Origin of the sequence: Xanthomonas protegens (assembly GCF_038442435.1) — a bacterium.
In the GTDB taxonomy this organism is placed as follows: Bacteria; Pseudomonadota; Gammaproteobacteria; order Xanthomonadales; family Xanthomonadaceae; genus Xanthomonas_A; species Xanthomonas_A sontii.
In genome coordinates, this window is record NZ_JAQJCQ010000004.1 from 259906 (window position 1) to 283403 (window position 23498).

The window sequence follows — 23498 nt, forward strand, 5'->3', positions numbered from 1 at the left end:
AGACCGATAGCGCATGCGCCGGCGCAACCGCCGCGCATGCGTGAACGCGCCTCAGCGCGGGAACTGCACGTGCCCGTCGGCGAAGTACACGCCCTTGTCGCCCTGGCTGGGCAACGCACCGAGCGTATCGGTGACCACCTGGCCGCGGATGTCGGTGAGGCGGATCTCCAGCAGCTGCGCGCCCATCTGTTCGCCGACGAAATGGTTGTACGCGGTCTTCGGCAAGCTGACCCAGTCGCCGTTCTTCTTGTATTCGAACTTCACCACCGGATAGCGGTGGTTGCGCACCTGGATCGCCGCCCAGTATTGCGAGCTGCCCTCCTTGATCCGGTACACCACGTTGCCGGTGACCGGCGCGGCCACCACCTGCCAGCGGATCGGGATGCGCCCGGCGCTGGTGTCGCCAATCGCGGCGAAGGCATTGGGCGACAGGTCCAGCCCGCAGTCGGCGCCGTCCGGATACAGGTCGGTGACGTACACGGTGACCGTGCCGCGCGGTCCCTGCACCTGCAGGTAGGCACCGGCCAGCGCCGCCTGGACGCCACCGTAATTAAGCTGCGCCGGGTTCAGCGCGGTGATCGTCGCGGTCGGGTCGATGGGATCCAGCAGCAGGGCGCCGCCGGAATAGCCGGAGCTGGTGTAGGTGGCGGTACCGCTGCAGACATCGTTCCAGGCGGCATTGGCGGGTGCGGCGGCACTGGCCGCCAGGCACAGCGCGACGAACAGGCCGGCGCCGCGCGCGGCACGGGGGGAGTAGCGTGCTTGCATGCGTGTTCTCCTGCACAGGCGCGCGGAGTCGCCGCGCGGCGACCGGGCACCTGCCCGGCGCCGGCACTCTAGGACGCGGTGCGTGTGCCGCGCCTTGCGCGCGGCCGGGAATTCCACAACTTGGCCGACGCCGTAGACCGCGCGGTGACGTCGCTCAACGGCGGCTGCCGCGCTCCAGCCGCCACAGCAGATCGCGCCACGGCGTGGCCGCGGTGGCTATGCCGGCCGCCACGCCCAGGGCATCGGCCAGCGCATCCAGCGGATCGGCCGAGCGCGTGGTGGTCCAGGCGCCCTGCGCGAATTCGATGCCCACGCCCAGCGCCAGCAGGCCCAGCGCGGCCCAGGTCCAGGCGCGTGGCCCGGCATAGACCTGCACCGCCGCGGCGGCCAGCAGCAGGTAGGCGATGAAATGCTCGGCCTTGTCGCTGTCGGGCAGGTCGGACAACTGCGGCGGGTGCGGCATCATGCACACGTAGATCAGCACCGCGATGCCCAGCCACCACAGCCCCAGCCACAGCCAGGGCCAGCGGAACGCGCGCACTGCCGCCATCACAGCCGCCAGGTCAGGTCGCCGGACAGGAATGCCGGCGCCAGCGACACGTCGCGTTCGAAGCCCATCACCTGGAAACGCTCGCCCATCTCGCTGGGCAGGGTCAGCTGCTTCACCTGCTGGCGCAGGCGCAGTTGCGCGGCGGTGTCGCTGCGCGCCTCGGCCTCGGCCAGCAGCGCGTCCAGGCCATTGCCGAGCAGGAAACTGGCCTGGTTGCAGTAACCGGCCAGGTCGAAGCCCGCCCCGGTGCCGGCCTCGGCCAGCGCGGTGAAGTCCACCGACGCGGTCAGGTCCTGCAGGCCCGGCCAGCGGTACGGATCGGCATGCGTGCGATGCCGGTAGAACGCGCGCAAGGTGCCCTCGTCGCGCTCGGGCAGATAGAACTCGCGGCGCGGATAGCCGTAGTCCACGAACAGCATCGCGCCGCTGCGCAGGCCGCCGGCCACCGCCTGGATCCAGTACGGCAACTGCGGCAGCAATTCGGAACGGTAGCCATCGGCGAACGGCATCTGCAGATAACGCTCGATGTGCCGCACCGCGGCCGCCAGCAGCGGATCGGCCGGCTGTTCGCCGCGGCGGAAGCGGCCCTCGCCATCCAGCGTCACGGTCTCTTCGAACACCTCGCCGTCACGCAGCGCGAAGCGCGGCGTCGGCAAGGCGTCGATCACCTCGTTGGCGAACAGCACGCCGTTCCAGTCGTCGTCGAACGGCCGGTCCAGCCACTCCACCAACTCAAACACCGGCGGGATCAGTGCGCGCGCCAGGCGCTCGCGCTGGCGTTCGCGCAGGTCGGCGCTGGGCTCCAGGATCGCATAGCGCTCGGGCAGCGCATCCAGCGCCAGCAGGCGCTTGAGCATGACCTCGGCGAACGCGCCGCTGCCGCCGCCCACTTCCAGCATGCGTGCCTGCGGCCCCAGTTGCTGCAGCACCGGCGCCAACGCATTGGACACGGTGGCGGCGAACAGCGGCCCCAGTTCCGGCGCGGTGACGAAATCGCCCTCTTCGCCGAACTTGCTGCTGCCGGCGCTGTAGTAGCCCAGGCCGGGCGCGTACAGCGCCAGCTCCATGAAGCGCGAGAACGGAATGGCCCCGCCGGCGGCGGCGATCTCGGCGCGCAGATGCGCGGCCAGGCGCTCGCTGTGGGCCAGCGCGGTGGCATCTGGCAAAGGAAGGTCGGTGGGCATGCGGTGCCGGATTGCGTGGACAATGCACAGCATAGCCGAGCATGGAATCCGTACATGACCCAGACCAAAGTCGCCCTGATCACCGGCAGCGCGCGGCGCATCGGCGCCGGCATCGCCCGGCGCCTGCACGCGGCCGGCTACGCCGTCGCCCTGCATGCGCACACCTCGCAGGCCGAGCTGCACGCGCTGGCGCAGGAACTGGACGCCATGCGCGCCGGCAGCACGCTGACCCTGCAGGCCGACCTGCGCGACACCGCGCGGCTACCCGACCTGGTGGCGCAGTGCGTGGCGCGCTTCGGACGGCTCGATGCGCTGGTCAACAACGCCTCCAACTTCTATCCCACGCCGCTGCACGAGGCCACGCCGGCGCAATGGGACGACCTGTTCGCGGTCAACGCACGCGCGCCGCTGTTCCTGGCGCAGGCCGCCGCCGCGCAGTTGCGTCAGCACGGCGGCGCGATCGTCAACATGACCGACGTACACGCGGAAACGCCGCTGCGCGCGCATCCGCTGTACAGCGCGGCCAAGGCCGCCCTGGCGATGCTGACCCGCTCGCTGGCGCTGGAACTGGCACCACAGGTCCGCGTCAACGCCATCGCCCCCGGCGCGATCCTGTGGCCCGACGCCGGCAAGGACCCGGCCGCGCAACAGGCGCTGCTGGCACGCACCCCGCTGGCGCGGACCGGCCAGGTCGAGGAAATCGCCGAGGCCGTGCGCTGGCTGCTCGACGACGCCAGCTTCGTCACCGGGCAGACCGTTCGGGTGGATGGCGGGCGCGGGCTGATGTGAGGCCGGCATTGGGGAGTCGGGATTGGGAATTCGCAAAAGCGGATTGCAGCGGCCCGATAGCGCCCGCTCGAACGTCGTTGCGCTTACCCGATGAGGTCTCGCTGTTGCTGCTGCCTGAAGCGAATCCCCAATCCCTGCATCCCGAATCCCTGCTTCACAGCGAATCCCCAATCCCGACTCCCCACTCCCCACTACTCATCCAACTCGACCACCTCGAACGCCTTGCCATGCTCCGCATGCGCCTGCCACAGCGCGCCCAGGCGCTGGCCGCTGACCGGGTCGACGAAGTCGGCGGCGATGTCGGCCAGTGGCTTGAGCACGAAGGCGTGGCGCAGCTCGGGGCGCGGGATGCGCAGGTGGCCGGGGCCTTCGACGATGCGGTCGCCGTAGAACACCACGTCGATGTCCAGGGTGCGGTCGCTGAACCGCGGGCCGCTGCGGTCGCGGCCATGCGCGTCTTCCAGCGCGTGCAGCCAGTCGTCCAGCGGCGCCAGCTCCCAGTCGGTCTGCAGCGCCACCGCGTTGTTCAGGAAGGCCGGCCCGTCGAAACCGACCGCCGCGGTGCGATAGGTCGGCGACACCGCGACCGCGCCGAACTGCCGGCGCAGCGCCGCGATCGCCGCGGCCAGATGGTGATGCGGGCGCAGGTTGCTGCCCAGGCTCAGAAGCACGGTGGTCATGCGCTATTCGCGCATGCCGCGACCGCGAGCGTCAACGGCTAGCCAAGCCCGAGCCGCCCCCATAGAATCGGGACGTACCCGGTTTTCGGCAGCGCCATGACATATTGCGTCGGCATCGAAGTGGACGAAGGCCTGGTCTTCGCCGCTGACACCCGCACCAACGCCTCGCTGGACGACGTCCGCGTCCACCGCAAGCTGCACGTGTTCGAGTATCCGGGCCAGGCGGTGTTCGCGCTGATGTCGGCCGGCAACCTGGCGACCACGCAGCTGACGCTTTCGCGCCTGCAGCGCGACGCCGACGATCCGGACGCGCCGCGCAGCCTGCGCACCTTCCGGCACCTGTTCGAGGTCGCCGAGTACGTCGGCGAAGTGCTGGCCTCCAGCCAGGTCAAGCTGTCCGAGCAATCGCAGCACAGCGGCATCAACGTGCAGTCGACGCTGATCCTGGGCGGGCAGATCGCCGGCGAACGGCCCGGGCTGTACATGATCTACCCGCTCGGCAACGCCATCGCCACCTCGCCGGAAACGCCGTACCTGCAGATCGGCGAATCCAAGTACGGCAAGCCGATCCTGGACCGCATCATCCGCTCGGAGATGCAGCTGGAGGACGCCGCGCGCACCGCGCTGGTGTCGCTGGACTCGACCATCCGTTCCAACCTGTCGGTGGGCATGCCGATCGATGTGGCGCTGATCCGCCGCAACGACCTGCGGGTGACCGAGCGCATGCGCCTGGAAGCGGACACCCCGCTGTACGCCGAGATCCACGACACCTGGTCGCGCAAGCTGGAGAACGCCGTGCGCACCCTGCCGCGCTTCCCCTGGGAACCGGCCCTGTCCGCCGACCACGACACCGAATCGCGCGACGCCCTGCCGCCCCTGCCCCCCCGCCGCTCCCCCGCCCGCCGCGACCCGGAAGACCAGTCGGCGCAGCAGTGAGGGGCCGGGATTGGGGAATCGGGATTGGGGATTCGCAAAAGCGGGTTTCTGGGTAGCTGATACAACGCGCCTAGAGCGTCGCTGCGCTTCGCGCGCGAAGGGGCAATAGGCTGTTGCCGTTGCCTTGGGCAAATCCCGAATCCCCGCTTCACAGTGAAAAGCCGGGATTAGGGAGTCGGGATTGGGGATTGGCAAGAGCGGATTGCTAGGATTGAAACAACGCGCTTAAAGCGTTGCTGCGCTTCACGCGCGAAGGGGCCACGGCTGTTGCTGTTGCCCTAAGCGAATCCCGACTCCCGACTCCCCAATCCCCGCTTCACAACGAATCCCCAATCCCGACTCCCGAATCCCAGCGCCTCAACCACTCTCAAGGGCATGCGCCACCGCGCGGAACACGCGCTGCATTTCCAGCGGCTTGCGCAGGACGTGCACGGCGATGTCGGCGGGGAAGTGGTCGCGTTCCAGGTTGGTGCCGGTGTCCTCGAGCACGATCGCCGGGCCCTGGTAGCCCAGGTCCTGCAGCGCCAGCAGCAGGCGTACCGCCGACAGCAGGATGATGTCGCTGTCGACGATCACCAGGTCCGGCAGGCCGTGCTCCTCGACGTCGCGCAGCGCGGCGGCGCCATCGGACGCCAACTGCGGACGGTAGCCCTGGCTGGACAGCGCATTGCCGAGCAGCGACAGCCGCGTGGCCTCGCCGTCGACGAGGAGCACGCGCTGGCCCTTGCCCATCGGCAGCGACGGCTCCGGCTCGAACGACGGCACCGGCGCGCGCAGCGGGATCAGCAATTCGAAGCAGGTGCCCTGGCCCGGCGTGCTGTCCACGCCGATCCGGCCACCGTAGCTCTCGACGATGCGCTTGCACGAGATCAGGCCCAGGCCGGTGCCGTCCGGCTTGGTGGTGAAGAAGGGACTGAACAGCCGCGCCTGGGTTTCCGCGTTCATGCCCATGCCGCTGTCGCGGACCAAGATGCGCACCTGCTCGCTGCCGTCGGCACCGATCGCCGGCGCCGCCGAGAAGCTCAGCTGGCCGCCGTCGGGCATCGCCTGGATCGCGTTGAGGCCGAGGTTGAGCAGGCACTGCTGCAGCTCGGTGTAGTTGGCCTCGATCGACAGCGCCGCATCGGCCACGTCCACCTGCAGCGTCACCCGCTCCGGCAGGCTGCTCTTGAGCAGCATCTGCACCGCCTGGAACAGCTCGGCGATGCGCACCGGCTCGCTGGGCGTGCGCGAGCCGCGCACGAACGACAGCATCGACTCGGCCATTTCGTGGCCGCGCCGACCGCACTCGGCGATGACGTCGGCCAAGTGCCGCAGTTGCGGATCGTCGCTGCGCCCGACGATCAGTTCCGGCACGATCAGCAGCGGCTGCAGGATGTTGCGCAGGTCGTGACTGAGCCCGGCGGCGAGCAGGGCCAGGCTCTCCAGCCGCTGCGCGCGCATCAGTTCGCGTTCCACGCGCTGCCGCTCGCGCTCGGTACGCGCCTCGCGGATCGCGCGCGCCACCGCCGACGGCAGACGGGTCGGGTTGTGCTTGATGATGTAGTCGTTGGCGCCGTCGCGCAGCGCCTCCACCGCCGTCTCCTCGCCGATGGTGCCGGAGACGAAGATGAAGGGCACCGCATTGCCGTCCTCGCGCACCACCCGCAGCGCTTCGTGCCCGGAGAACCCGGGCATGCTCAGGTCCGACAGCACGATGTCCGGCGCGAACTCGCGCAGCGCCTCGCGCAGCGTCGGCTCGTTTTCCACGCGGCGGAACGTCGCCTCCAGGCCGGCGTCCAGCAACTGGTCGGACAGCAGCTCGGCATCTTCCGGCGAATCCTCGACCATGAGGATCCGGATCGGGCCAAGCCTGGGGCCGGTGGTGGGCATGCGCGCTTACTCTTTGTCCGGCGCCTGGTTGATCAGCGCCCAGAAGGTGCCCAGCGTCTTCACCGCGGTGAAGAACTGGTCCACGTCCACCGGCTTGACCACGTAGGCGTTCACGCCCAGGTCCCAGCTACGGGCCAGGTCGCTCTCCTCGCGCGAGGACGACAGGATCACCACCGGCAGGCGCTTGAGCGATTCGTCGCTGCGCACCAGCTTGAGCACTTCCAGGCCGTCCATGCGCGGCATCTTGATGTCCAGCAGCAGCACCGCCGGCAGGCCTTCCTCGCGGTCGGCATAGGCGCCGCGGCGCAGCAGGTAGTCCATCGCTTCCACGCCGTCCTCGACGTGCACGATGGGATTGGCCAGACGCGCGTCGCGCAACGCATCCACCGCCATTTCGGCATCGGCGGGGCTGTCTTCGGCAAGCAGGATGGTGCGGATGGCGGTCATGCGATGAACTCGGTAGTGGGCGCTTCGGGCGCCGGGGGCAAGACGAAATGGAAGGTGGCGCCCTGGTCGGGGGCGGACTCGGCCCAGATATGGCCGCCATGGCGGGTCAGCACGCGGCGCACGCTGGCCAAGCCGATGCCGGTGCCGGAATATTCGCTGGCCTTGTGCAGGCGCTGGAACACGCCGAACAGCTTGGCCGCATAGGTCATGTCGAAGCCGGCGCCATTGTCGCGCACGCTGAAGTGGTGGCTGCCGTCCGGCTGCACCTGGTAGCCGACCTCGATCTGCGCGATCTCGCGCTTGGCACTGTACTTGACCGCGTTGCCGAGCAGGTTCAGCCACAGCTGCCGCATCATGTTCTCGTCGGCGACCAGGATCGGCAACGGCGCGATGCTCCACTCGATGCGATGCCCGCTGTCGCCGTGATCGGACTGGTAGTTGGCATCGAGCACCGAGCGCGTCTCCGCCACCAGCGACTGCATGTCCACCGCCTGCAGGCGCAGCGCACTGCGGCCCAGGCGCGAGTACACCAGCAGGTCGTCGATCAGCGAGGCCATGCGCCGTGCCGAGGTGCCGATCACCTCCAGGTAGTGGCGGCTCTTCTCGTCGGCGCCCTCGCCCAGATGGCGGGCCAGCTTGTCGGCGAAGCCGGCGACATGGCGCAGCGGCGCGCGCAGGTCGTGCGAGACCGAGTAACTGAACGCCTCCAGTTCGCGATTGACTTCGGACACCTGCTCGACCTTGCCCTCCAGCTGCCGGTTCAGCTCCTGGATGCGCTGTTGCGCGGTTTTCTGCAAGGTGATGTCGCTGACCGTCATCAAGACCACTTCGTCCTCGCTGTCCGGCAGCGGCATGCGCCGCGCATTCAGCAGCATGGTCCTTGGTACGCCGTCCGCGCCAAGTTGTTCGTGCTCGAAATCCCACAATTCGCGTCCGCGCAGCAGCACGTCGGCCAATCGCTGCACGATCACCGGATCCTGCCAGACGCCGTCGCCGACGTCGGCGAGCAGCTTCGGCGGATCCGCCAAGTCCATGCCGTAGAGTTCGGCGAAGGCGGTGTTGTGCATCAGCATCCGCTGCCCGTTGTCGAGCAGCACGATCGGCTCGCGCACGGTCTGCAGCACCGCCGCGGCGCGGCCGTTGGCGCGCAGCATGTGGCGCTCGGCGTCCAGGCGCCGGCCGATCTGCCGTTGCAGCAGCCAGATCACCAGGCCCAGCAACAACAGCTGCACCACCAGCGAGGTCCAGCTCATCATCGAGGCGAGCATGCGGCGCTGCTCGGCGTCGGCGGTCCGCTCGCTCAGCAGTTCGTCCTCGCGCCGCTGCAGTTCGGCGATCAGGCCGCGCACCGGATTGTCGGCGGTCATGTCCTGGATCAGCGCGCGGATCCGCTCCGGATCGCGCGCCTGGGCGATGCGCTCGGCCAGCAGGGCACGCCGTTCCAGCGTGCTCTGCAGGCGGCCGATGCGGATCTGCTGGTCGGGATTGTCGCGGGTCAGCTCGGCCAGATGGGCGATGGTCGGCTGCAACGACGCGCGCGCATCCTTGAAGCGCGCGGTCAGGATCGGCGACTGCGCGCCATGCGACATCGCCATCGCCGCCGACTCCATGTCGCGCATGTCCGCTTCCATCGCGTTCAAGGTGGCGGTCACTTCCTGGCTGTGGCCGACCCAGTCGGCCGCACGCAGGGTGCTGGCATTCATCTGCCGCAGCAGCAGCGAGGGCAGGATGACGATCAGGACGACGGCCAGCGCCAGCAACGGCAGCCGCCAGCGGTCCCAAGCATCGTGTTTGGCGATGGTCTGCATAGCTGGTGCGTTAGAAGAAGGAACGGCTGCGGCCATCGCGGGCGCGCATTGTCGCCCATCTTCCCCGGCAGCAGATGAATTATTCAGCGGAAGCGCGATACCCCGATCGCGGCACCCGCACGGACTCTATCCCAGGCCGCGCGCACGGCGAAACGGGCGGCCTGCGGACGCCCGCGGGAGCGCCACGCGTGCGCCGCGCTCAGGGCCGGCGCGCCGGGGGCGGAATGGAACCGGCGGAGGTGCCGATCAGGGTCCAGGCCGGCATGCCGGCGCGGACCAGCAGGAAATCGGCATGGCTGCGCAGGCGCCGGCGCTCGGATTGGCTCAGGCCCTGATCCAGTTCCTGCATCAGCGCGGAGAACGCCGGCCAGAACCCGGTGTCGTCGTGAAACGTGGTCAACAGCATGCTCAACTGGGCTTCCAGCCGGCGCACCGCCGGCAGCAGCAGCGACGGCTGCGCGCCATGGCCAGACAACGCGGCGCCCAGCGCTTCGGCAGCCGCGGCCGCGTGCCCCGCAGCCGGATGGGGTTGGGTTTCCAACATCGCGCGTGATCCGTTGACGAACATGAAGGAATGATGTCTGAGCGGGTGTCAATGCGACGCGAAATGCGATGGCCGTCGCGAATTTGTCGCCCCCAAAAAAAACGCACCCCGCAGGGTGCGTCGCAGGCCGGCTGTCGCGGGCGGGGCGCCTCGTCGCATCCCCACCCGCGCCGCGGATCGCAATGCTTACTTCTTGGCGGCGGCGCTGACCTTCAGGTCGGCCGCATCCACCTTCTTGACCCCGTCGATCTTCTTGGCGACCGCCACGGCCTTGTCCTTCTCGGCCTTGGTCGCGACCGCGCCGGACAGCTTGACCGTGCCGTTGACGGTGTCGACCTTGATCTCGGTGCCCGACACGTTCTTGGTGGCCAGCAGATCGGCCTTCACCTTGGTGGTGATCCAGGTGTCGGTGACCGGCTCCTTGGAGTCGTGGCGGCTCGCGTCATGGGCCGTGGTGTCGTGCTGCATCGTGTCCTGCTGGCCCATGGTGCCGTGGTCCTTGGCGCTGGTGGCCTGGCCGGCTGCGAACGCCTGGCCCGCGCCGAACGCGAAACCGGCCACCAGGGTGGCGCCAAGCAGGGTGCGTGCATTGATCGTCTTCATCGTGTCTTCCTCCGCTGAATGTGCGCGCAGTCTCCGCCAGGCCGTCGTACAGGCGGCGTGACCGAAGAATCGCCGCAGCGTGAATGCGCAATCCGCCCACACAGCCCAGGCGATACTGGCGTCCCACCGCTGCTGCCTGCGCCCATGTCCGACTTCAATCTCGCCCTGCTCGGCTTCGGCTACGTCGGCCGCACCTTCCATGCGCCGCTGATCGCACAGACGCCCGGCCTGCACCTGCACACCGTGGTCTCGCGCCAGGCCGAGGCCGTGAACGCGGCCTGGCCGCAGGCGCATGTGGTTGCCGATGCGGCACAGGCCTTCGCCGATCCGCAGATCGACGCGGTGGTGATCGCCACGCCCAACCAGACCCACGCACCGCTGGCGCTGGCCGCGCTGGCGCAGGGCAAGCACGTGCTGGTGGACAAGCCGTTCACCCTCGACGTGGCCGAAGCGCAGCAGGTGCTCGCCCAGGCCCAGCGCGCCGGCCGCATCGTCAGCGTGTTCCAGAACCGGCGCTGGGACGGCGATTTCCTGGGCGTGCGCGCCTTGCTGGAGGCGGGCACGCTGGGCGAGATCGCCGAGTTCCATTCGCACTTCGACCGCCACCGTCCGCAGGTCGGCGACCGCTGGCGCGAGCACGCACTCCCCGGCTCGGGGCTGTGGTTCGATCTGGGGCCGCATCTGCTCGATCAGGCCCTGCAACTGTTCGGGCCGCCGCAGGCGCTGCAGGCCGATCTGGCGCTGCAACGCCCGGGCGCGCAGGCCGTGGATTACGTGCATGCGGTGCTGCGCTATCCGCGGTTGCGCGTAGTGCTGCATGCCGGGTCGCTGGTCGCTGCCAACGGCCTGCGCTTTGCGGTCCACGGCAGCGGCGGCAGCTACATCAAGCACGGGCTGGATACGCAGGAAGCGCAGTTGCGCGCAGGCGTCGCGCCGGGCGCGCCCGGCTGGGGCGAGGATCCCCTGCCCGGCCAGTTGCGCCTGGTCGGCGCCGACGGCACGCACGCCGTGCAGACCCTGCCCGCGCCGCGCGGCGATTACCGCGACTGCTATGCAGCCTTTCGCGAGGCGATCGCGGGGCGCGCGCCCGCGCCGGTGGATGCGGCGCAGGCGCTGGCGGTGATGCGGCTGCTGGAGGCCGGCGTGCGCAGCGCCGCCTCCGGATGCAGCGTCACGCTGGACTGAGCGCCGGGCCTCAGGCCGGGCGCGTACCGCCCGGCGCGGGCGCGTCGCCGCCCTCGTGCTTGATCGCATGGCCGCCGAACTGGTTGCGCATCGCCGCAAGCAACTTGTCGGCGAACGAATCGTCGTCGCGCGAGCGCAGCCGTTCCAGCAGCGAGAGGGTGATTACCGGCGCCGGCACGTCCAGGTCAATCGCCTCGGCCACGGTCCAGCGGCCCTCGCCGGAGTCCTGGACGAACGGCGCGATCCCGGCCAGGGTCGGGTTGTCGCCCAATGCATCCGCGCACAGGTCCAGCAGCCACGAACGCACCACGCTGCCCTGGCGCCAGACCTCGGCGACCTGGTGCAGATCCAGTGCGAATTCCTGCTTGCGCCCCATCAGCGCGAAGCCCTCGGCATAGGCCTGCATCATCCCGTACTCGATGCCGTTGTGGACCATCTTGGTGAAGTGGCCGGCACCGCTGGGGCCGACATGTCCCCAGCCGGCATCGGCGGCCGGCGCCAGGGTCGCGAACACGTCGTGCAGGCGCTGCACCGCGGCCGTGTCGCCGCCGATCATCAGGCTGTAGCCCTCGCGCAGGCCCCACACGCCGCCGCTGGTGCCGCAGTCGACATAGGCGATGCCGTGCGCAGCGAGTTCGCCGGCGCGGCGCATCGAATCCTTGTAGTAGGAATTGCCGCCGTCGATCACCACGTCGCCCTTGCCGAGCAACGGCAGCAATGCGGCCAGGGTGTCGTCGACGACCTTGCCGGCCGGCACCATCAGCCACACCGCGCGCGGCGCCGGCAGCGCCGCGATCAGCGCGGCCATGCTGTCGACCGCGTCGACCCCGCGCTGCTGCGCCGCGCTGCGCGCGGCCTCGCCCAGGTCGAAACCGACCACGCGATGCCCGCCGCGCACCAGCCGCTCGGCCATGTTGGCGCCCATCCGGCCCAAGCCTACAAGTCCCAGTTCCATGCGTCGTTCCCGGTTCGAAAAAAGGAGGGTTAGGGTCTCACGAAGCGGCGATGCCGACGTGACGCGCAGCTAAGGCGCCGATGCGGCGGCAGGTGCCGGCGGAGGCGTTTGCGCACAGTCGCGCAGCTGCAGGTCGCGCCAGCGCCGGTACAGCGTGGTGTGCAGGTTATGCAGGGTCAGCTCGATCGCGAACGGCGTGCGCGGATTGCGATCCAGCAGCCGCACCACGTGATAGCCGATCGGCTTGACGCCCTTGGGATGCACGTAGACCGCGAAGCCACGGTAGAACGGATCGTCGAGCAAGGCGTCCAGTTGCGCGAGCACCGCCTGCTGCGTCGGATCCAGGCGCGCACGCAGCGCCGGGTCGCGCGCGTACAGCAATCGCTCGAAGCGTTCGCGGCCCGGGCCGCGCAGCGCCCGCGCCAGCTCCCAGATGCGCCGGTTCTGGGCGTCGTAGTACGCGAAGCCGCCGTGCGCGCGCAGCGCAGCGGCAGCCTCGGCGCTGACCGCGGCGACCACGAAGTTCTCGGCCTGGTTGTTGATGTCGTCCAGGTAGCGGCGCTCGAACACGTGCACGATGTAGCCGGGCGCACCGAGGAAGGCGGCGCGGCCGCGCTGCGCGGTCTTGGCCGCCTTGCCGTCGGCGAAGAACTCGCCGGCGTGGGCGCCGAGCAGGATGCTGTCGGTGTCGTGCAGGGTGAGGAAGGTGCCGATCGACAACTCGTCGGCGCTGAACGCACGATCGAACGCCGCGTCGCCATACAGTTCGCGCTGTGTCGCCAATTGCGCGATCTGCCGGCCGACGCCGCATTCCGAACGCACGTGCCCGCTGTAGAACGCCTCGATCGCCTGCGCATTGCCGCCTGCCGGGCGATAGCCGCGGCCGAAGCTGCGGAAGCGCTCCCAGCCCTGCGCCTGCGCGCCGCGCAGGCCGAAGCCGATCCAGCCCAGTTGCAGCGCCGAGAAACGGTAGCCGGGATTGTCCTGCAGGCGTGCGACCGCGCGCGTGGTGGCCGCCCCCAGTTGCAGGAAGTAGCCGCACTGCGTGGCCGGCGCGTCCAGCAAGGCACGCAAGGCCTGCTGCCGTTGCGCGTCGTTCCAGGCAGCGGGCAAGGCCGCCTGCAGATCGCCGTGCGCCTGCGCCTCGGCCAGCGAACCGCGCTCGCAGGGTGCGCCGGCGGCGATCTGCGGCTGCGCCGCGGTGGTCGTGCCGATGCGCCAACCGAGCCGCTCCAGCAGTGCGCCCAGGCAGGCCGCGCTGGCCTGGTCGGACGGCGCCGGTGCGGCCGTCGCCGCGGCACTGGCGAGCAGCGCGGCCAGCAACAGGCCGACACCGCGGCGCAGACGCGGCGTGCGAGCAAACCTGGGTGGTCGGATCATGGAACGGACATCGCGAGCAGCAGTTTCCAGTGGCCGCGCGGCAGGCGGCGCCTGCGCAGCCTGCCCTGCACCCCGTGCAGGCGTCGCGAAGCCCGCCGCCGCGGCACCGACGCCCCCGGCGTTCACTCTTCCGCCATGCCCGGCGCACCTACACTGCGGCTCCCTTGGCGCAAGCGATCCCCTGCATGCACGTGCTCGTTACCGGAGGCACCGGATTCATCGGCCGCGCGCTGTGCCCGGCCCTGCTCGACGCCGGGCACCGGGTCAGCGTGCTGACCCGCGACCCCGCACGCGCGGCGCGCCTGTTGCCGGCGGTGCAGGTGCTGGACGATCTGCAGCGCGCCGCACCGGCCGATGCGGTGATCAATCTCGCCGGCGAACCGCTGACCGAGGGCCGCTGGAGCGCCACCCGCAAGCGCCGCTTCCGCACCTCGCGCATCGGCACCACCCGCGCCCTGATCGACTGGATGAGCGGACTCGACGCCGCGCAGCGCCCGGGCTGCCTGATCTCCGGCTCGGCAATCGGCTACTACGGCGACCGCGGCGACGAGGTGCTGGACGAAGACAGCACGCCGGGCGACGACTTTGCCGCCCAGCTCTGCCGCGACTGGGAGGCGGAAGCGCTGCGCGCGCAGGCACTGGGCGTGCGCACCAGTCTGGTCCGGACCGGTGTGGTACTGGGCCGCGACGGCGGCGCGCTGGCGCGGATGCTGCTGCCGTTCCGCTTCGGCATGGGCGGACGCATGGGCGATGGCCGCCAGTGGATGAGCTGGATCCACCGCGACGATCAGGTCGGGCTGCTGCTGTGGCTGCTGCAGCAAGGCGGCGAAGGCGCCTACGACGCCACCGCGCCAGCGCCGGCGACCAATGCGACGTTCGCGCAGCAACTGGCCGCGACCCTGCATCGTCCGGCGCTGCTGCCGATGCCGGCGGCGGCGCTGCGCCTTGGCTTCGGCGAGATGGCCGAGCTGTTGCTGGGCAGCCAGCGCGTGCTGCCGGCACGTGCGCAACGCGAGGGTTATGTGTTCCGTTATCCGGAACTGGACGCGGCGCTGCGCGATCTGCTCGCCGATTGAGCCGCCGCGGCGCCGAATCGCGCAACGTCGCAACCAGCACCCAAAAAAACGCCCCGGCGGAGGCCTCCGCCGGGGCGTGCTGCATCAGGTTGCAAGGTCGGAGTCAGGCGCCGACCAACACGATGCGGTCGCGCGACTCAATACCGCTTGCAGACGGTCTCGACCACGCGGTTGCCATTGGCCTGCTGACGCTGGCCCTGGATGTAGCGGCCGGTCGCACCGCCGGCAACCGCGCCACCGACGGTGGCCAGCTTGCGGCCATCGCCCTTGCCGATCTGGTTGCCGAGCAGGCCGCCGATCGCCGCACCCGCCAGGGTGCCGCCGATGCGGTCGGGATCGGTGCTGTTCTTGCGCACCGCGACCTTCTTGCAGTGCACGCGGGTGCCGTCGCTGAAGCGGCGGCCGGCGTCCTCGGGACCGTAGTGACGCTGCGCCTCGGCCAGCGGCGCGGCGGCCGTGGCGATGGCGAGGACGGAAAGACACAAGGCGGACTTGAGAGTGTTCATGCTGATTGCTCCTGGGTGGCGGAGCCGATGCACAAGCACCGCGCTCTCGACGGGCGCCACCTTCTCACCGGATTCGCGAATGGTTCGTGAAGCGAAATCGGCCGCATTCAGCTTGTGTAGCAACGCCTGAATCAGTCGGCGCCGCCGGGCTCGCCGCTGGGAGGCGCGGTCGTGACGGGCGGCTGCGCCGCAGTGGCGGCCGCGGCCCCGGGTGCCGGCGGCGGCGTGGGCACTGCGGCGGGCGGCGGAGTCGGCACCGTCGACGCTGCAGGGACAGGTGCGGGCGCTGCCGGCGCCGGCGCAGTCACCGCCGCGGGTGGATGCGCAGGCGGCTCCGGTGCCGGCTTGTTCTTGGGCAGGTACTCGCTCATCAGCTGGAAGAAGCGCTTGTAGAAGTCGCCGTCCTGCACCGTGCTGCTGGCCACCCGCACCATCGAGTCGTCGCTGCTGCCGATCGGCAGCGACACCGAGCCGAGCACGCCGACGCCGACACTGGCCGAGGTCGGGCTCTTCTTCAACGCATAGCGGTCCTGCAAGGCACTGACGAACACCCAGGATTCGTCCTGCCCGTGCGCCACGCAGGACACGCGCAGTTCCAGTTGCTCGTGCAGATCGTCGCTGGGCTGGAAGTTCTTGGTGCCTTCCACCGCATCGGCGGTGGCCTTGGAGACCACGTAGCCCTGGCTCAGCAGCGCCCGGCGCGCCGATTCGCAGGCCTGCGCCGGCTGCACCGGGTAGTTGCGCGAATAGGTGTTGTCGGAATTGAAGGTCTCTTTCACCAGGCCGTCCTGCTTGCGGGCGAAACAGCCGCTCAGGCCGATCGCGATCAGCGCGAGCGCGGGAATGGCGAGAACCTTGGAGGGAGCGGACATAGGCCGTTGACCGGAGAGAGGGAACCGCAGCAAAGGATAGCCGCAAGCGCGTCGGCGCGGCCTTGACGCCACCGCGGCCGCTCATCCCGCGGTTAGCGAGATGGGCGGTCTGCGCCGCCACCGCGTCAGGCGACGGCGGGTTCCAGCGCCAGGTCCACGCGCAGCAAGCCGCCGTGGCGGTCGCGGCGTTCGGCACGCAGGTAATGATGGGCGTCGAGCACTTCCAGCGTCGGCGGCACCGTCAGCGGTTCGCCCCACAGGCTCAGCAGGAAGCCACGCGCGCGCAGCCAGTCGAGCAGCCGCAGCAGCCCGTCCAGATCGCGCGGCAGCAACAGATCGGCGTCGCCGGGCAGGCGCGGTGCCGCCGCCGGATCGGCCAGCCAACGCGGATAGCTGCCGTACAGCGCAAAGACGAAACCGTCGGCGCGCAGCGCCTCCAGCAACTGCGCCGTACCCGGCAGGTCGATGGGCTGGCGGCGGTGCTGGAAGATCAGCGCGTACTCGTGGCTGCGGTCGCTGCGGGTGTCGCCGGGCGCCAGCGGCTGCGCGGTCTCGCGTGGATAGCACAACACGCGCTCGGGACAGGGCGCGAACAGGCTGCCGAGGATCCGCGCCAGGTCCCAGGCCTGCGGCACCGTGGTTGCGCCGAGTTGCACGTTCTCCACCATCGCGATGCAGAAGCCGTCTTCGCGCAGGTGCCGGCGTACCCCATGGAACACCGCGCGCAGGCCGTGCAGATAGGTAGCGTAGTCGGCGCTGGCGTAGAGCTGGGCGGGCGCTGCCGCGGCCGGCCAAGCGCAGCCGAAGTACGGCACATTGGTCAGGCACAGGTCCACCGGCGCGGACGGCGCGCGGTGCGGCAAGCCGCCGTCCAGCACCTCGGCGTGCAGGCCGAGCCGCTGCAGCCGTTCGCGCGCCAGCGCCGCGCGCGCCGCGTCGATCTCCAGGCCGATGCCGTGGCACCCTTCCAGTTCCGCCGCGAGCAGCGTGCTGCCGAAGCCGCAGAACGGATCCAGCACGCGCTCGCCCGGCGCGCTGAAGTGGCGGACGAACGGACGCATTTGCCCGACCCAGCCGCAGTCGCGCGCGCCCAGCGGATCGCGCTGGCGCAGGTCCTCCGGCAGGCGATGCTCGGGCGGATCCGGCAACGGCGTCCACCAGCTGCGGCTATCCATGCGGCGCCCGCCACAGCAGATCGCGATCCGGCTGCCAGCCGGCGCACAGCCGGCCATCGGCGAAGAACACCAGCTTGTAGATGTCGCCGCTGTCATGGCGCGCGTGCATCGCGCCATAGTCGGAGGTCTCGAACACCACCTCCATGCCGTCGGCGGTGGCCAGGCGCAGGTTCCAGAAATAGTAGCCCTCGGTGATCTGCAGCGGCTGCAACGTGCGCCACCACGGCGCGGCCATGCAGGCCCCGAGCACCTGCTCCACCGCGACCCGCGCCTGCGTCAGATAGCGTGCGGTGCCGCCGTCGCGGTAGCCGTCGCCGAGCCGGGAGAACTCGCGGAAGATCACCGTGCGTGCCCTGCAGGCACGCGCCCAGTCCAGGTAGGCGGCGACGCCGTCGGCATCGGCGATCCCGCCGTGCTGCAGGATGCACACCAGGCGCAGCGGCAGCGCTTCGGCGATGCGTTGCGCGGTGGCGACGAAGACGCCCGCGTCGGCGATCGCTTCGCCTTCGCGGAAACGCATGATCGTGTCGTTGCGCGCCTGCTGCGGATGGTGCCGCGACAGCTCGATCCACGACAGACCGAAGCGCTGCAACGCCTGCAGCAACACCTCACCTTGGCTGCGGGCGAAACCGGCGCCGTTGCTGTACAGCACCCGCTGCTCGACCAGCAGCCCCTCGCGCTCGGCCGCGCCCAGGGTCTGCAGCAGTTCCACGAACCAGGCTTCGTCGTCGGTCATCTCCAGTCCCGACAGCGAGTGCGACAGCGGCAGCCCGCGCAGTTGCACCAGCGCCTGGCGCAAGTGCGCGAAATAATCCGGCGGTGGCCGCAGGCTCGCCGCGGCGGTGCCGCCGGCCTGCGGTCGCAGGGTTTCCGAGCAGAAACGGCAGCGCGCCGAACACGGCCGCACCGATGCGTAAGGGGTGAAGGTCACCGGCTGCGCGACGCGGTATTCGCGCGCGCCGATGTGCTGCTGGCGCCAGCGGGAGGCATCCGCCGCGGCCGGCACCCGCCATTCCAGATGCGGAGTGCTGGCGCGCAGCGCGGCGAACAGCGGCGAGCCGCCGCTCAATGGCGGCGGACTCGGCAGGGACGCATGCATGGGTGCCTCCTACAGGCGCGCGGCGTTCGCGCGCTCGCGCACCTCGGCGAAGGTCCAGTCGTGCAGCAGGCGGCCGTTCTCCCACACGGTGACCATCGCATCGTCGTAGCCCGCCGGGCCGGCGACCGCCTCGGCAGAGACGGCATCGGCGGCCACCGGCTCGGTGCGGTAGCTGCCGTACTCGCGGTGCCGCAGCAGGCGCATGCGGCCGCGCTTGCTGAGCTTGCCCTTGTCGGTGACCGGATCCTTGTACACGTCGATCCAGCGGCCGTCGACGCGGGCGGCCGAGCACTTCAGCGCGAACTTCTGGGTATCGCGGTCAAGCCGCTGCAGCAGCGCGCCGCCCATGCCGAAGGCCAGGTTGTCGGTGGCGTAGCCGGCGCTGGTGATGCGCTCCAGGATCGCGCGGATGCTGGTCGGGTTGACCCCGTCGCCCTGGATCACCCGCACGTGGTTGAGCACCTTGTAGCCCTTGCCGTTGACGCTGTGGCCGAAGGCCTCGTCGAGCAGTTCCAGGCACTGGTGCACCACCGCCACCGGATCGCCGGAGTCCGGGCGGATCACCACGGTGGCGCCGGAGGCGATCACCTCCTCGCGCAGCGTAGTGCCCCAGTGCTCGCGGATCGCGTGGAAGATGTCGTAGCTGTCGGACACCACCGCGACCACGCCGCCGGGCTTGCCGAATTGCTTGAGCATGTTGCGGTAGGCCTCGACCTCGCGCTCGCGGCCCCAGCTGGTGATGGTGCTGTGCTCGGCGGCGGGGATCGAATAGCCGGCCATCGGCTCGTGGTAGTGCGCGCGCGCCAGCAACAGCCCGGACACGGTGTCGGTGCCGAGGAAGTTGACCAGGTGCGACGCACCGCCGATCGCCGCCGATTCCAGGCTGGAGACGCCGCGCGCGCCGAAGTCGTGCAGCTTGAACGGCAACTGCCCGTCCGGATCGTCGCTGGTGCGCTCCAGGAACTGGCGCAGGGTCTGCTTGGCGTGCCAGCTCACCGTGGCCACGGTCACCGGGTACCAGATGCGCAGCAGCAGCGTCTCCAGGTACGACGGCACCCAGTAGGCCTGCGCGTCGGTGGATTCGATGGTCATCAGCGCGTTGTGGGTCGGCACCACGCTGCCCTCGGGCACGGCGCGGATGCGGATCGGCAACTGGCCGCCGAGGCGGTCGACGATGTCGCGCCAGCCGGCCTCGTTGAACGGCTCGCCGTGCGCGGCGAACAGGTCGCGCGCTTCGTCGATGTCGGCATGGGTGACCGGGCGGCCCAGCGCCTCCTTGAGGATCGACTGCAGACCGAAGAACACGGTGCGGTCGTAGACGCCGCCGCGCGATTCCACGTAGAAGAACGTGGCGTCGGTGCCGGGCGGGTACTGCAGCCAGTGGCTGGCCTTGTAGCTATCGGTATTGAGCAGCAGGTTGTTCAGGCATTGCATGACGGAAGCTCCTTCGCGTCTGGGAAAGCCGGCGGTCTGTCCGCCGGCCGGGAGGCCGCGTCAACCGCGGCCGAGGAAGAATTCGAGCAGGTGCAAATGGTCTTCGAACAGTTTCGGGCCCATGCCCAGCACTTCGCTGACCGGCACCCAGCGCGCCTTGTCGGCGTCGTCGCCGCCACGCACCTCGGGCAGTTCGCCGAACACGAACTCGAAGTGGAAGGCGTGGGTGATGGTGCGCCCGCGCAGGCTGCGCTCGGGATGGTCGAACACGTGGCGGTTCTTCAGCGAGCCCTTGAGCACCGGCACCGGGATCTTCAGCCGGGTCTCCTCGCGCAGCTCGCGCAGGCAGGCGTCGAGGATGCTCTCGTGCTGGCCGACGAAGCCGCCCGGCAGCGCCCACAGGCCCTTGCCCGGCGCCGCGCGGCGGCGCACCAGCAGCACATGCCCGGAGTGCACCACCACCGCGTCGGCGGTGACGAAGGTCGGCGGATACGGCGCCTCCTTCCAGGCAGCGCGGTACTGCTCGATGAACTGGTATTCGGCGAGCAGTTCGGCATACGACGGCGAGTTCTTGCGGAACGCCTCGAGCATGTCGAACACCGGCGTCGGCACGTTGCCGCGCAGCATCAGCAGCGCACCGTGGAAATCGATGCTGCCGGCCTCGAACAGATAGCGGCGCAGCTCGGTCGCCGACAGCGTCTCGGTGTGCTGCACATCGACCAGCGGCCACTGCGGGAACTCGCGCAGGTAATAGCTGCTGGCGTCCTTGTCCATGCCGATCAGGCCGATCCGCGCCTCGGCGCTGCCGCCGTCGCTGCGCACCGCTTCGGCCACCGTGGACTGCACTGCGGCAATCCACTGGCTTTCGTTGTACAGATGGTCGCGCAACGGCCGCAGGATCAAGCGCTCGCCGGCACCTTCCAGCGCGGCCTGGATCATCACGCTGCGCTCGGCAACGGTCCAGGGATTGCGGATGGTGCGGGGGGTCTCGGCCGAGCCGATCAGGAAGATGAGTTTCTGACCACGCGCGAGGGCGTGGCGGGCAACGGCGGCGTGGCCGTTGTGGAAGGGCTCGAAGCGCCCGATGAACACCAGATAGTCGAACTCCATGAGCATCCCTCACGGTTGGGTGGATCGCCGCGGGTCTGTCCCTTGGCGTGAGCGGAATGCTACGCCGATGCCGCATCGCGTCAAGTGACGCACCGCGCAGATTCATCGGCTATCCAGACAGCGCTTGCGGACGTCGCGACAACACCGCTGCAGTGCAGCGCGCGTCGCCGTGACGATCGCGCTAGCCTCGTGCGCGCCGCGGCCGCGGGGGACGGCCCGGCACGTCGCGGCGCCCACTCCTCGGGGCCGCACGACGCCCCCCTTCCCTCCTCCCATCACCGCGAGAATCGCATGAACCGATCGAGCAAGCGCGTGTCCGCCTGGCTGCTGGTGTTGTTGCTCGCCTGTCTGTGTGCGCCGGCCATGGCACAGACCTTCGCCAAGGGCGCCGATGTCAGTTGGATCGACCAGCAGGAAAGCAGCGGGCGCGTGTTCCGCAACGCCTCTGGCGCCACCACCGATTTCTTCTCGCTGCTCAAGGGCACCGGCGTCAACGCGATCCGGCTGCGCGTGTGGGTCAATCCGCAGGGTGGCTGGAACGACGGCGCCGACACGCTGAACATGGCCAAGCGCGCCAAGGCGCAGGGCATGCGCATCATGATCGACTTCCACTACAGCGACAGCTGGGCCGATCCCGGCAAGCAGACCAAGCCGGCGGCCTGGAACAACCACGACTTCGCCACCCTGGTGAAGGACGTGTATGCGCACACCAGCGGCATCCTGTCCTATCTCAAGTCCAACGGCATCGACGTGAGCTGGGTGCAGGTGGGCAACGAGATCAACAGCGGCATGCTGTGGCCGGACGGCAAGACGCCCAACTTCGGCAACCTCGCGCAACTGATCAACAGCGGCTACAACGCCAGCAAGTCGGTCTATCCCAACGCCAAGGTGATCGTGCACCTGGCCAACGGCCACGACAACGCGACCTTCCGCTGGTTCTTCGACAGCCTCAAGTCGGCCGGCGGCAAGTGGGACGTGGTCGGCATGTCGCACTACCCGTCCCCCAATGCCTGGCAGAGCGCCAACACGCAGATCGCCAGCAACATGCAGGACATGGTGGCGCGCTACGGGTCGGACGTGATCGTCAGCGAGGTCGGCATGGACTGGCAGCAGGCCGCGACCACCCGCGCGATGTTGGCCGATCTGCTCACCAAGACCCGCGCACTCGGCAGCCGCGGCCTGGGCGTGTTCTATTGGGAACCCGACGCGTATCCGGGCTGGCAGGGCTACACGATGGGCGCGGTCGACAACAACGGGAAGCTGACCCAGGCGCTGTCGGCGTTCAACTGATCGCCGCTCGGCAGGCGCGCCACGCGGTGGTCATCGACACCACCGCCGTGCCACCATCGCGTGCTCCGCTCCTGTCGAGATCTGCCATGTCGCTGTCGCTGTCGTCCGCGCGCAAGCTCGCGCTCCCTCTGCTGCTGGTACTGGGCGTGTGCATCGCGCCGGCGCAGGCGCGCAAGCCGGCGGCGCCCGCCGCACCGGCCCCGCTCAAGGTGATGAGCTTCAACGTCCGCGTGCCGGTCGACACCGACGGCGACAAGCGCTGGGACGTGCGCCGCAGCGCGATGGCCGCGCTGATCCGCGCGCAGCACCCAGACGTGTTCGGCACCCAGGAACTGGTCCAGCGCCAGGCCGACTACCTGGCCGCGCAATTGCCGGAGTACCGCTGGTTCGGCCGCAGCCGCGACGGCAAGGACGACGGCGAACGCATGGGCGTGTTCTACGACAGCCACACGCTGAAGCTGGTGAACTCGGGACACTTTTGGCTGTCGGACACGCCGGAGGTGATGGGCAGCATCAGCTGGGGCCATCCGCTGCCGCGCATGGTCAACTGGGGGCTGTTCGAGCGCATCGGCGATGGCCGCCGCTTCTACCTGTTCGACACCCACCTGCCCTATCGCGACGAGGACGAAGCGGCGCGCGCCAAGGGCGCGGCGCTGATCGTGTCGCGGCTGAAGGCGCTGCCGGCGAACGTGCCGGTGGTGCTGACCGGCGACTTCAACACGGTGCCGGACTCGCCGACCTACCGCACCCTCACCGCCAGCCTGGCCGATGCGCGCACGCAGGTGGCGCAACCGCAGGGCCCGGAAGCGACCTTCCACGATTTCACCGGCCACCCCGACCGGCGCATCGACTGGATCCTCTCGCGCGGGTTGAAGGCCACCCACTACGCCACGCTCGACGCACGGCCGCAGGGCCACTGGCCGTCTGACCATTTCCCGGTGATCGCCACATTCGCCTGGCCGCAGTGACGCGATGACGCCTGCGGCATCGGCCGCAGGCGTAGGTGCAGGAGCGGCTTCAGCTGCGACGAGGCGCTAGCGGTAACGCCCGTGGCGGCCGAAGCCGCTCCTACGAGGCAACGTGATGCCAGGCGAAGCGTGCCGTTGCAGGTGTTGACCTTCTTCCCACAGGAGCATGCGCGCTAGCGAGACACCGCTCGTAGATACCGTCTTACCCCCTAGCAGGCAAGGCCTCTTTTCGGGTCGAACGCAGTGCCCGATTTGAGAACGCCGTAG

23 protein-coding genes are annotated in these 23498 nt (G+C 69.7%); 6 read left to right on the plus strand and 17 right to left on the minus strand.

What is annotated here, in order from left to right:
• Positions 1-51 precede the first annotated feature (51 nt).
• The 3 genes from PIQ37_RS07320 to PIQ37_RS07330 all read right to left on the minus strand — a co-directional run bounded on the left by PIQ37_RS07320 (position 52) and on the right by PIQ37_RS07330 (position 2502).
• Positions 52-768 carry an expansin EXLX1 family cellulose-binding protein gene (locus PIQ37_RS07320; RefSeq protein ID WP_407136905.1) on the minus strand — a complete coding sequence of 239 codons (717 nt, stop codon included), beginning with the start codon at positions 766-768 and terminating at the stop codon, positions 52-54.
• Positions 769-922: 154 nt separating this feature from the next.
• The gene (locus PIQ37_RS07325) at positions 923-1318 is read right to left on the minus strand and encodes a VanZ family protein (RefSeq protein WP_342072949.1); all 396 of its coding nucleotides are present in this window, start codon (positions 1316-1318) and stop codon (positions 923-925) included.
• The gene (locus PIQ37_RS07330) at positions 1318-2502 is read right to left on the minus strand and encodes a class I SAM-dependent methyltransferase (protein ID WP_342072950.1); all 1185 of its coding nucleotides are present in this window, start codon (positions 2500-2502) and stop codon (positions 1318-1320) included. The genes PIQ37_RS07325 and PIQ37_RS07330 overlap by 1 nt, the downstream gene beginning before the upstream one ends.
• Before the next feature lie 54 nt (positions 2503-2556).
• Here PIQ37_RS07330 and PIQ37_RS07335 point away from each other — a divergent pair, with 54 nt between their 5' ends.
• Positions 2557-3291 carry a pteridine reductase gene (locus tag PIQ37_RS07335; RefSeq protein ID WP_342072951.1) on the plus strand — a complete coding sequence of 245 codons (735 nt, stop codon included), beginning with the start codon at positions 2557-2559 and terminating at the stop codon, positions 3289-3291.
• A gap of 191 nt (positions 3292-3482) precedes the next feature.
• On the opposite strand, the gene folK is transcribed toward PIQ37_RS07335, so the two are convergent.
• Complete coding sequence (folK, locus tag PIQ37_RS07340; protein ID WP_342072952.1) at positions 3483-3971, minus strand: 2-amino-4-hydroxy-6-hydroxymethyldihydropteridine diphosphokinase; 489 nt, start codon at positions 3969-3971, stop codon at positions 3483-3485.
• A 96-nt stretch (positions 3972-4067) separates the two neighbouring features.
• Between folK and PIQ37_RS07345 the strand changes: the two genes are divergently transcribed.
• Positions 4068-4907, plus strand: a complete 840-nt coding sequence (locus PIQ37_RS07345) for a 20S proteasome subunit A/B (protein WP_342072953.1) — start codon at positions 4068-4070, stop codon at positions 4905-4907.
• Between the two features lie 357 nt (positions 4908-5264).
• Here the strand turns inward: PIQ37_RS07345 and PIQ37_RS07350 are convergent, their stop codons facing one another.
• From PIQ37_RS07350 to PIQ37_RS07370, 5 genes are all read right to left on the minus strand, one after another.
• On the minus strand, positions 5265-6779 hold the full coding sequence (locus PIQ37_RS07350; protein ID WP_342072954.1) for an ATP-binding response regulator: 1515 nt from the start codon (positions 6777-6779) through the stop codon (positions 5265-5267).
• Between the two features lie 6 nt (positions 6780-6785).
• Positions 6786-7226 carry a response regulator gene (locus PIQ37_RS07355; protein ID WP_019797077.1) on the minus strand — a complete coding sequence of 147 codons (441 nt, stop codon included), beginning with the start codon at positions 7224-7226 and terminating at the stop codon, positions 6786-6788.
• A complete protein-coding gene (locus tag PIQ37_RS07360; RefSeq protein ID WP_342072955.1) occupies positions 7223-9034 on the minus strand; it encodes a sensor histidine kinase in 1812 nt (603 codons plus the stop codon). The genes PIQ37_RS07355 and PIQ37_RS07360 overlap by 4 nt, the downstream gene beginning before the upstream one ends.
• 199 nt (positions 9035-9233) lie before the next feature.
• Entirely contained in the window at positions 9234-9578 is a 345-nt protein-coding gene (locus PIQ37_RS07365) for a hypothetical protein (protein WP_342072956.1), read from the minus strand.
• A 186-nt stretch (positions 9579-9764) separates the two neighbouring features.
• On the minus strand, positions 9765-10181 hold the full coding sequence (locus tag PIQ37_RS07370; protein ID WP_342072957.1) for a BON domain-containing protein: 417 nt from the start codon (positions 10179-10181) through the stop codon (positions 9765-9767).
• 144 nt (positions 10182-10325) lie between these two features.
• Here PIQ37_RS07370 and PIQ37_RS07375 point away from each other — a divergent pair, with 144 nt between their 5' ends.
• On the plus strand, positions 10326-11366 hold the full coding sequence (locus tag PIQ37_RS07375) for an oxidoreductase (RefSeq protein WP_342072958.1): 1041 nt from the start codon (positions 10326-10328) through the stop codon (positions 11364-11366).
• Positions 11367-11376: 10 nt separating this feature from the next.
• Here the strand turns inward: PIQ37_RS07375 and gnd are convergent, their stop codons facing one another.
• Together gnd and PIQ37_RS07385 are read right to left on the minus strand one after the other, a co-directional pair.
• A complete protein-coding gene (gene gnd / locus PIQ37_RS07380; protein ID WP_017908376.1) occupies positions 11377-12321 on the minus strand; it encodes a phosphogluconate dehydrogenase (NAD(+)-dependent, decarboxylating) in 945 nt (314 codons plus the stop codon).
• Positions 12322-12390: 69 nt separating this feature from the next.
• Positions 12391-13701 carry a hypothetical protein gene (locus PIQ37_RS07385; protein WP_342072959.1) on the minus strand — a complete coding sequence of 437 codons (1311 nt, stop codon included), beginning with the start codon at positions 13699-13701 and terminating at the stop codon, positions 12391-12393.
• A 185-nt stretch (positions 13702-13886) separates the two neighbouring features.
• Between PIQ37_RS07385 and PIQ37_RS07390 the strand changes: the two genes are divergently transcribed.
• On the plus strand, positions 13887-14777 hold the full coding sequence (locus PIQ37_RS07390; RefSeq protein WP_342072960.1) for a TIGR01777 family oxidoreductase: 891 nt from the start codon (positions 13887-13889) through the stop codon (positions 14775-14777).
• A 137-nt stretch (positions 14778-14914) separates the two neighbouring features.
• Here PIQ37_RS07390 and PIQ37_RS07395 read toward each other — a convergent pair whose 3' ends face one another.
• From PIQ37_RS07395 to PIQ37_RS07420, 6 genes are all read right to left on the minus strand, one after another.
• On the minus strand, positions 14915-15283 hold the full coding sequence (locus PIQ37_RS07395) for a glycine zipper 2TM domain-containing protein (protein ID WP_026143726.1): 369 nt from the start codon (positions 15281-15283) through the stop codon (positions 14915-14917).
• 131 nt (positions 15284-15414) lie between these two features.
• Positions 15415-16155 carry a DUF2242 domain-containing protein gene (locus PIQ37_RS07400; RefSeq protein ID WP_342072961.1) on the minus strand — a complete coding sequence of 247 codons (741 nt, stop codon included), beginning with the start codon at positions 16153-16155 and terminating at the stop codon, positions 15415-15417.
• 125 nt (positions 16156-16280) lie between these two features.
• On the minus strand, positions 16281-17330 hold the full coding sequence (locus tag PIQ37_RS07405; protein ID WP_342072962.1) for a DNA methyltransferase: 1050 nt from the start codon (positions 17328-17330) through the stop codon (positions 16281-16283).
• Complete coding sequence (locus PIQ37_RS07410; protein ID WP_342072963.1) at positions 17323-18429, minus strand: hypothetical protein; 1107 nt, start codon at positions 18427-18429, stop codon at positions 17323-17325. The genes PIQ37_RS07405 and PIQ37_RS07410 overlap by 8 nt, the downstream gene beginning before the upstream one ends.
• Before the next feature lie 9 nt (positions 18430-18438).
• A complete protein-coding gene (locus PIQ37_RS07415) occupies positions 18439-19863 on the minus strand; it encodes a nicotinate phosphoribosyltransferase (RefSeq protein WP_342072964.1) in 1425 nt (474 codons plus the stop codon).
• A 60-nt stretch (positions 19864-19923) separates the two neighbouring features.
• On the minus strand, positions 19924-20979 hold the full coding sequence (locus PIQ37_RS07420) for a bifunctional nicotinamide-nucleotide adenylyltransferase/Nudix hydroxylase (RefSeq protein WP_017909091.1): 1056 nt from the start codon (positions 20977-20979) through the stop codon (positions 19924-19926).
• Positions 20980-21264: 285 nt separating this feature from the next.
• On the opposite strand from PIQ37_RS07420, the gene PIQ37_RS07425 reads away from it, so the two are divergent.
• Both PIQ37_RS07425 and PIQ37_RS07430 read left to right on the plus strand, forming a co-directional pair.
• Complete coding sequence (locus tag PIQ37_RS07425) at positions 21265-22263, plus strand: glycosyl hydrolase 53 family protein (RefSeq protein ID WP_342072965.1); 999 nt, start codon at positions 21265-21267, stop codon at positions 22261-22263.
• Between the two features lie 86 nt (positions 22264-22349).
• A complete protein-coding gene (locus PIQ37_RS07430) occupies positions 22350-23231 on the plus strand; it encodes an endonuclease/exonuclease/phosphatase family protein (RefSeq protein ID WP_342072966.1) in 882 nt (293 codons plus the stop codon).
• Positions 23232-23498 lie beyond the last annotated feature (267 nt).

Excerpts from the sequence above, each read along its gene's own strand:
- PIQ37_RS07415 (WP_342072964.1), bottom strand. The coding sequence starts at position 19,863 with ATGCAATGCCTGAACAACCTGCTGCTCAATACCGATAGCTACAAGGCC.
- PIQ37_RS07375 (WP_342072958.1), top strand. The coding sequence starts at position 10,326 with ATGTCCGACTTCAATCTCGCCCTGCTCGGCTTCGGCTACGTCGGCCGC.
- gnd (WP_017908376.1), bottom strand. The coding sequence starts at position 12,321 with ATGGAACTGGGACTTGTAGGCTTGGGCCGGATGGGCGCCAACATGGCC.
- PIQ37_RS07355 (WP_019797077.1), bottom strand. The coding sequence starts at position 7,226 with ATGACCGCCATCCGCACCATCCTGCTTGCCGAAGACAGCCCCGCCGAT.
- PIQ37_RS07400 (WP_342072961.1), bottom strand. The coding sequence starts at position 16,155 with ATGTCCGCTCCCTCCAAGGTTCTCGCCATTCCCGCGCTCGCGCTGATC.
- PIQ37_RS07405 (WP_342072962.1), bottom strand. The coding sequence starts at position 17,330 with ATGGATAGCCGCAGCTGGTGGACGCCGTTGCCGGATCCGCCCGAGCAT.
- PIQ37_RS07420 (WP_017909091.1), bottom strand. The coding sequence starts at position 20,979 with ATGCTCATGGAGTTCGACTATCTGGTGTTCATCGGGCGCTTCGAGCCC.
- PIQ37_RS07410 (WP_342072963.1), bottom strand. The coding sequence starts at position 18,429 with ATGCATGCGTCCCTGCCGAGTCCGCCGCCATTGAGCGGCGGCTCGCCG.
- PIQ37_RS07425 (WP_342072965.1), top strand. The coding sequence starts at position 21,265 with ATGAACCGATCGAGCAAGCGCGTGTCCGCCTGGCTGCTGGTGTTGTTG.
- PIQ37_RS07390 (WP_342072960.1), top strand. The coding sequence starts at position 13,887 with ATGCACGTGCTCGTTACCGGAGGCACCGGATTCATCGGCCGCGCGCTG.
- PIQ37_RS07360 (WP_342072955.1), bottom strand. The coding sequence starts at position 9,034 with ATGCAGACCATCGCCAAACACGATGCTTGGGACCGCTGGCGGCTGCCG.
- PIQ37_RS07345 (WP_342072953.1), top strand. The coding sequence starts at position 4,068 with ATGACATATTGCGTCGGCATCGAAGTGGACGAAGGCCTGGTCTTCGCC.
- PIQ37_RS07385 (WP_342072959.1), bottom strand. The coding sequence starts at position 13,701 with ATGATCCGACCACCCAGGTTTGCTCGCACGCCGCGTCTGCGCCGCGGT.
- PIQ37_RS07335 (WP_342072951.1), top strand. The coding sequence starts at position 2,557 with ATGACCCAGACCAAAGTCGCCCTGATCACCGGCAGCGCGCGGCGCATC.
- folK (WP_342072952.1), bottom strand. The coding sequence starts at position 3,971 with ATGACCACCGTGCTTCTGAGCCTGGGCAGCAACCTGCGCCCGCATCAC.
- PIQ37_RS07370 (WP_342072957.1), bottom strand. The coding sequence starts at position 10,181 with ATGAAGACGATCAATGCACGCACCCTGCTTGGCGCCACCCTGGTGGCC.
- PIQ37_RS07430 (WP_342072966.1), top strand. The coding sequence starts at position 22,350 with ATGTCGCTGTCGCTGTCGTCCGCGCGCAAGCTCGCGCTCCCTCTGCTG.
- PIQ37_RS07320 (WP_407136905.1), bottom strand. The coding sequence starts at position 768 with ATGCAAGCACGCTACTCCCCCCGTGCCGCGCGCGGCGCCGGCCTGTTC.
- PIQ37_RS07350 (WP_342072954.1), bottom strand. The coding sequence starts at position 6,779 with ATGCCCACCACCGGCCCCAGGCTTGGCCCGATCCGGATCCTCATGGTC.
- PIQ37_RS07330 (WP_342072950.1), bottom strand. The coding sequence starts at position 2,502 with ATGCCCACCGACCTTCCTTTGCCAGATGCCACCGCGCTGGCCCACAGC.
- PIQ37_RS07365 (WP_342072956.1), bottom strand. The coding sequence starts at position 9,578 with ATGTTGGAAACCCAACCCCATCCGGCTGCGGGGCACGCGGCCGCGGCT.
- PIQ37_RS07395 (WP_026143726.1), bottom strand. The coding sequence starts at position 15,283 with ATGAACACTCTCAAGTCCGCCTTGTGTCTTTCCGTCCTCGCCATCGCC.
- PIQ37_RS07325 (WP_342072949.1), bottom strand. The coding sequence starts at position 1,318 with ATGGCGGCAGTGCGCGCGTTCCGCTGGCCCTGGCTGTGGCTGGGGCTG.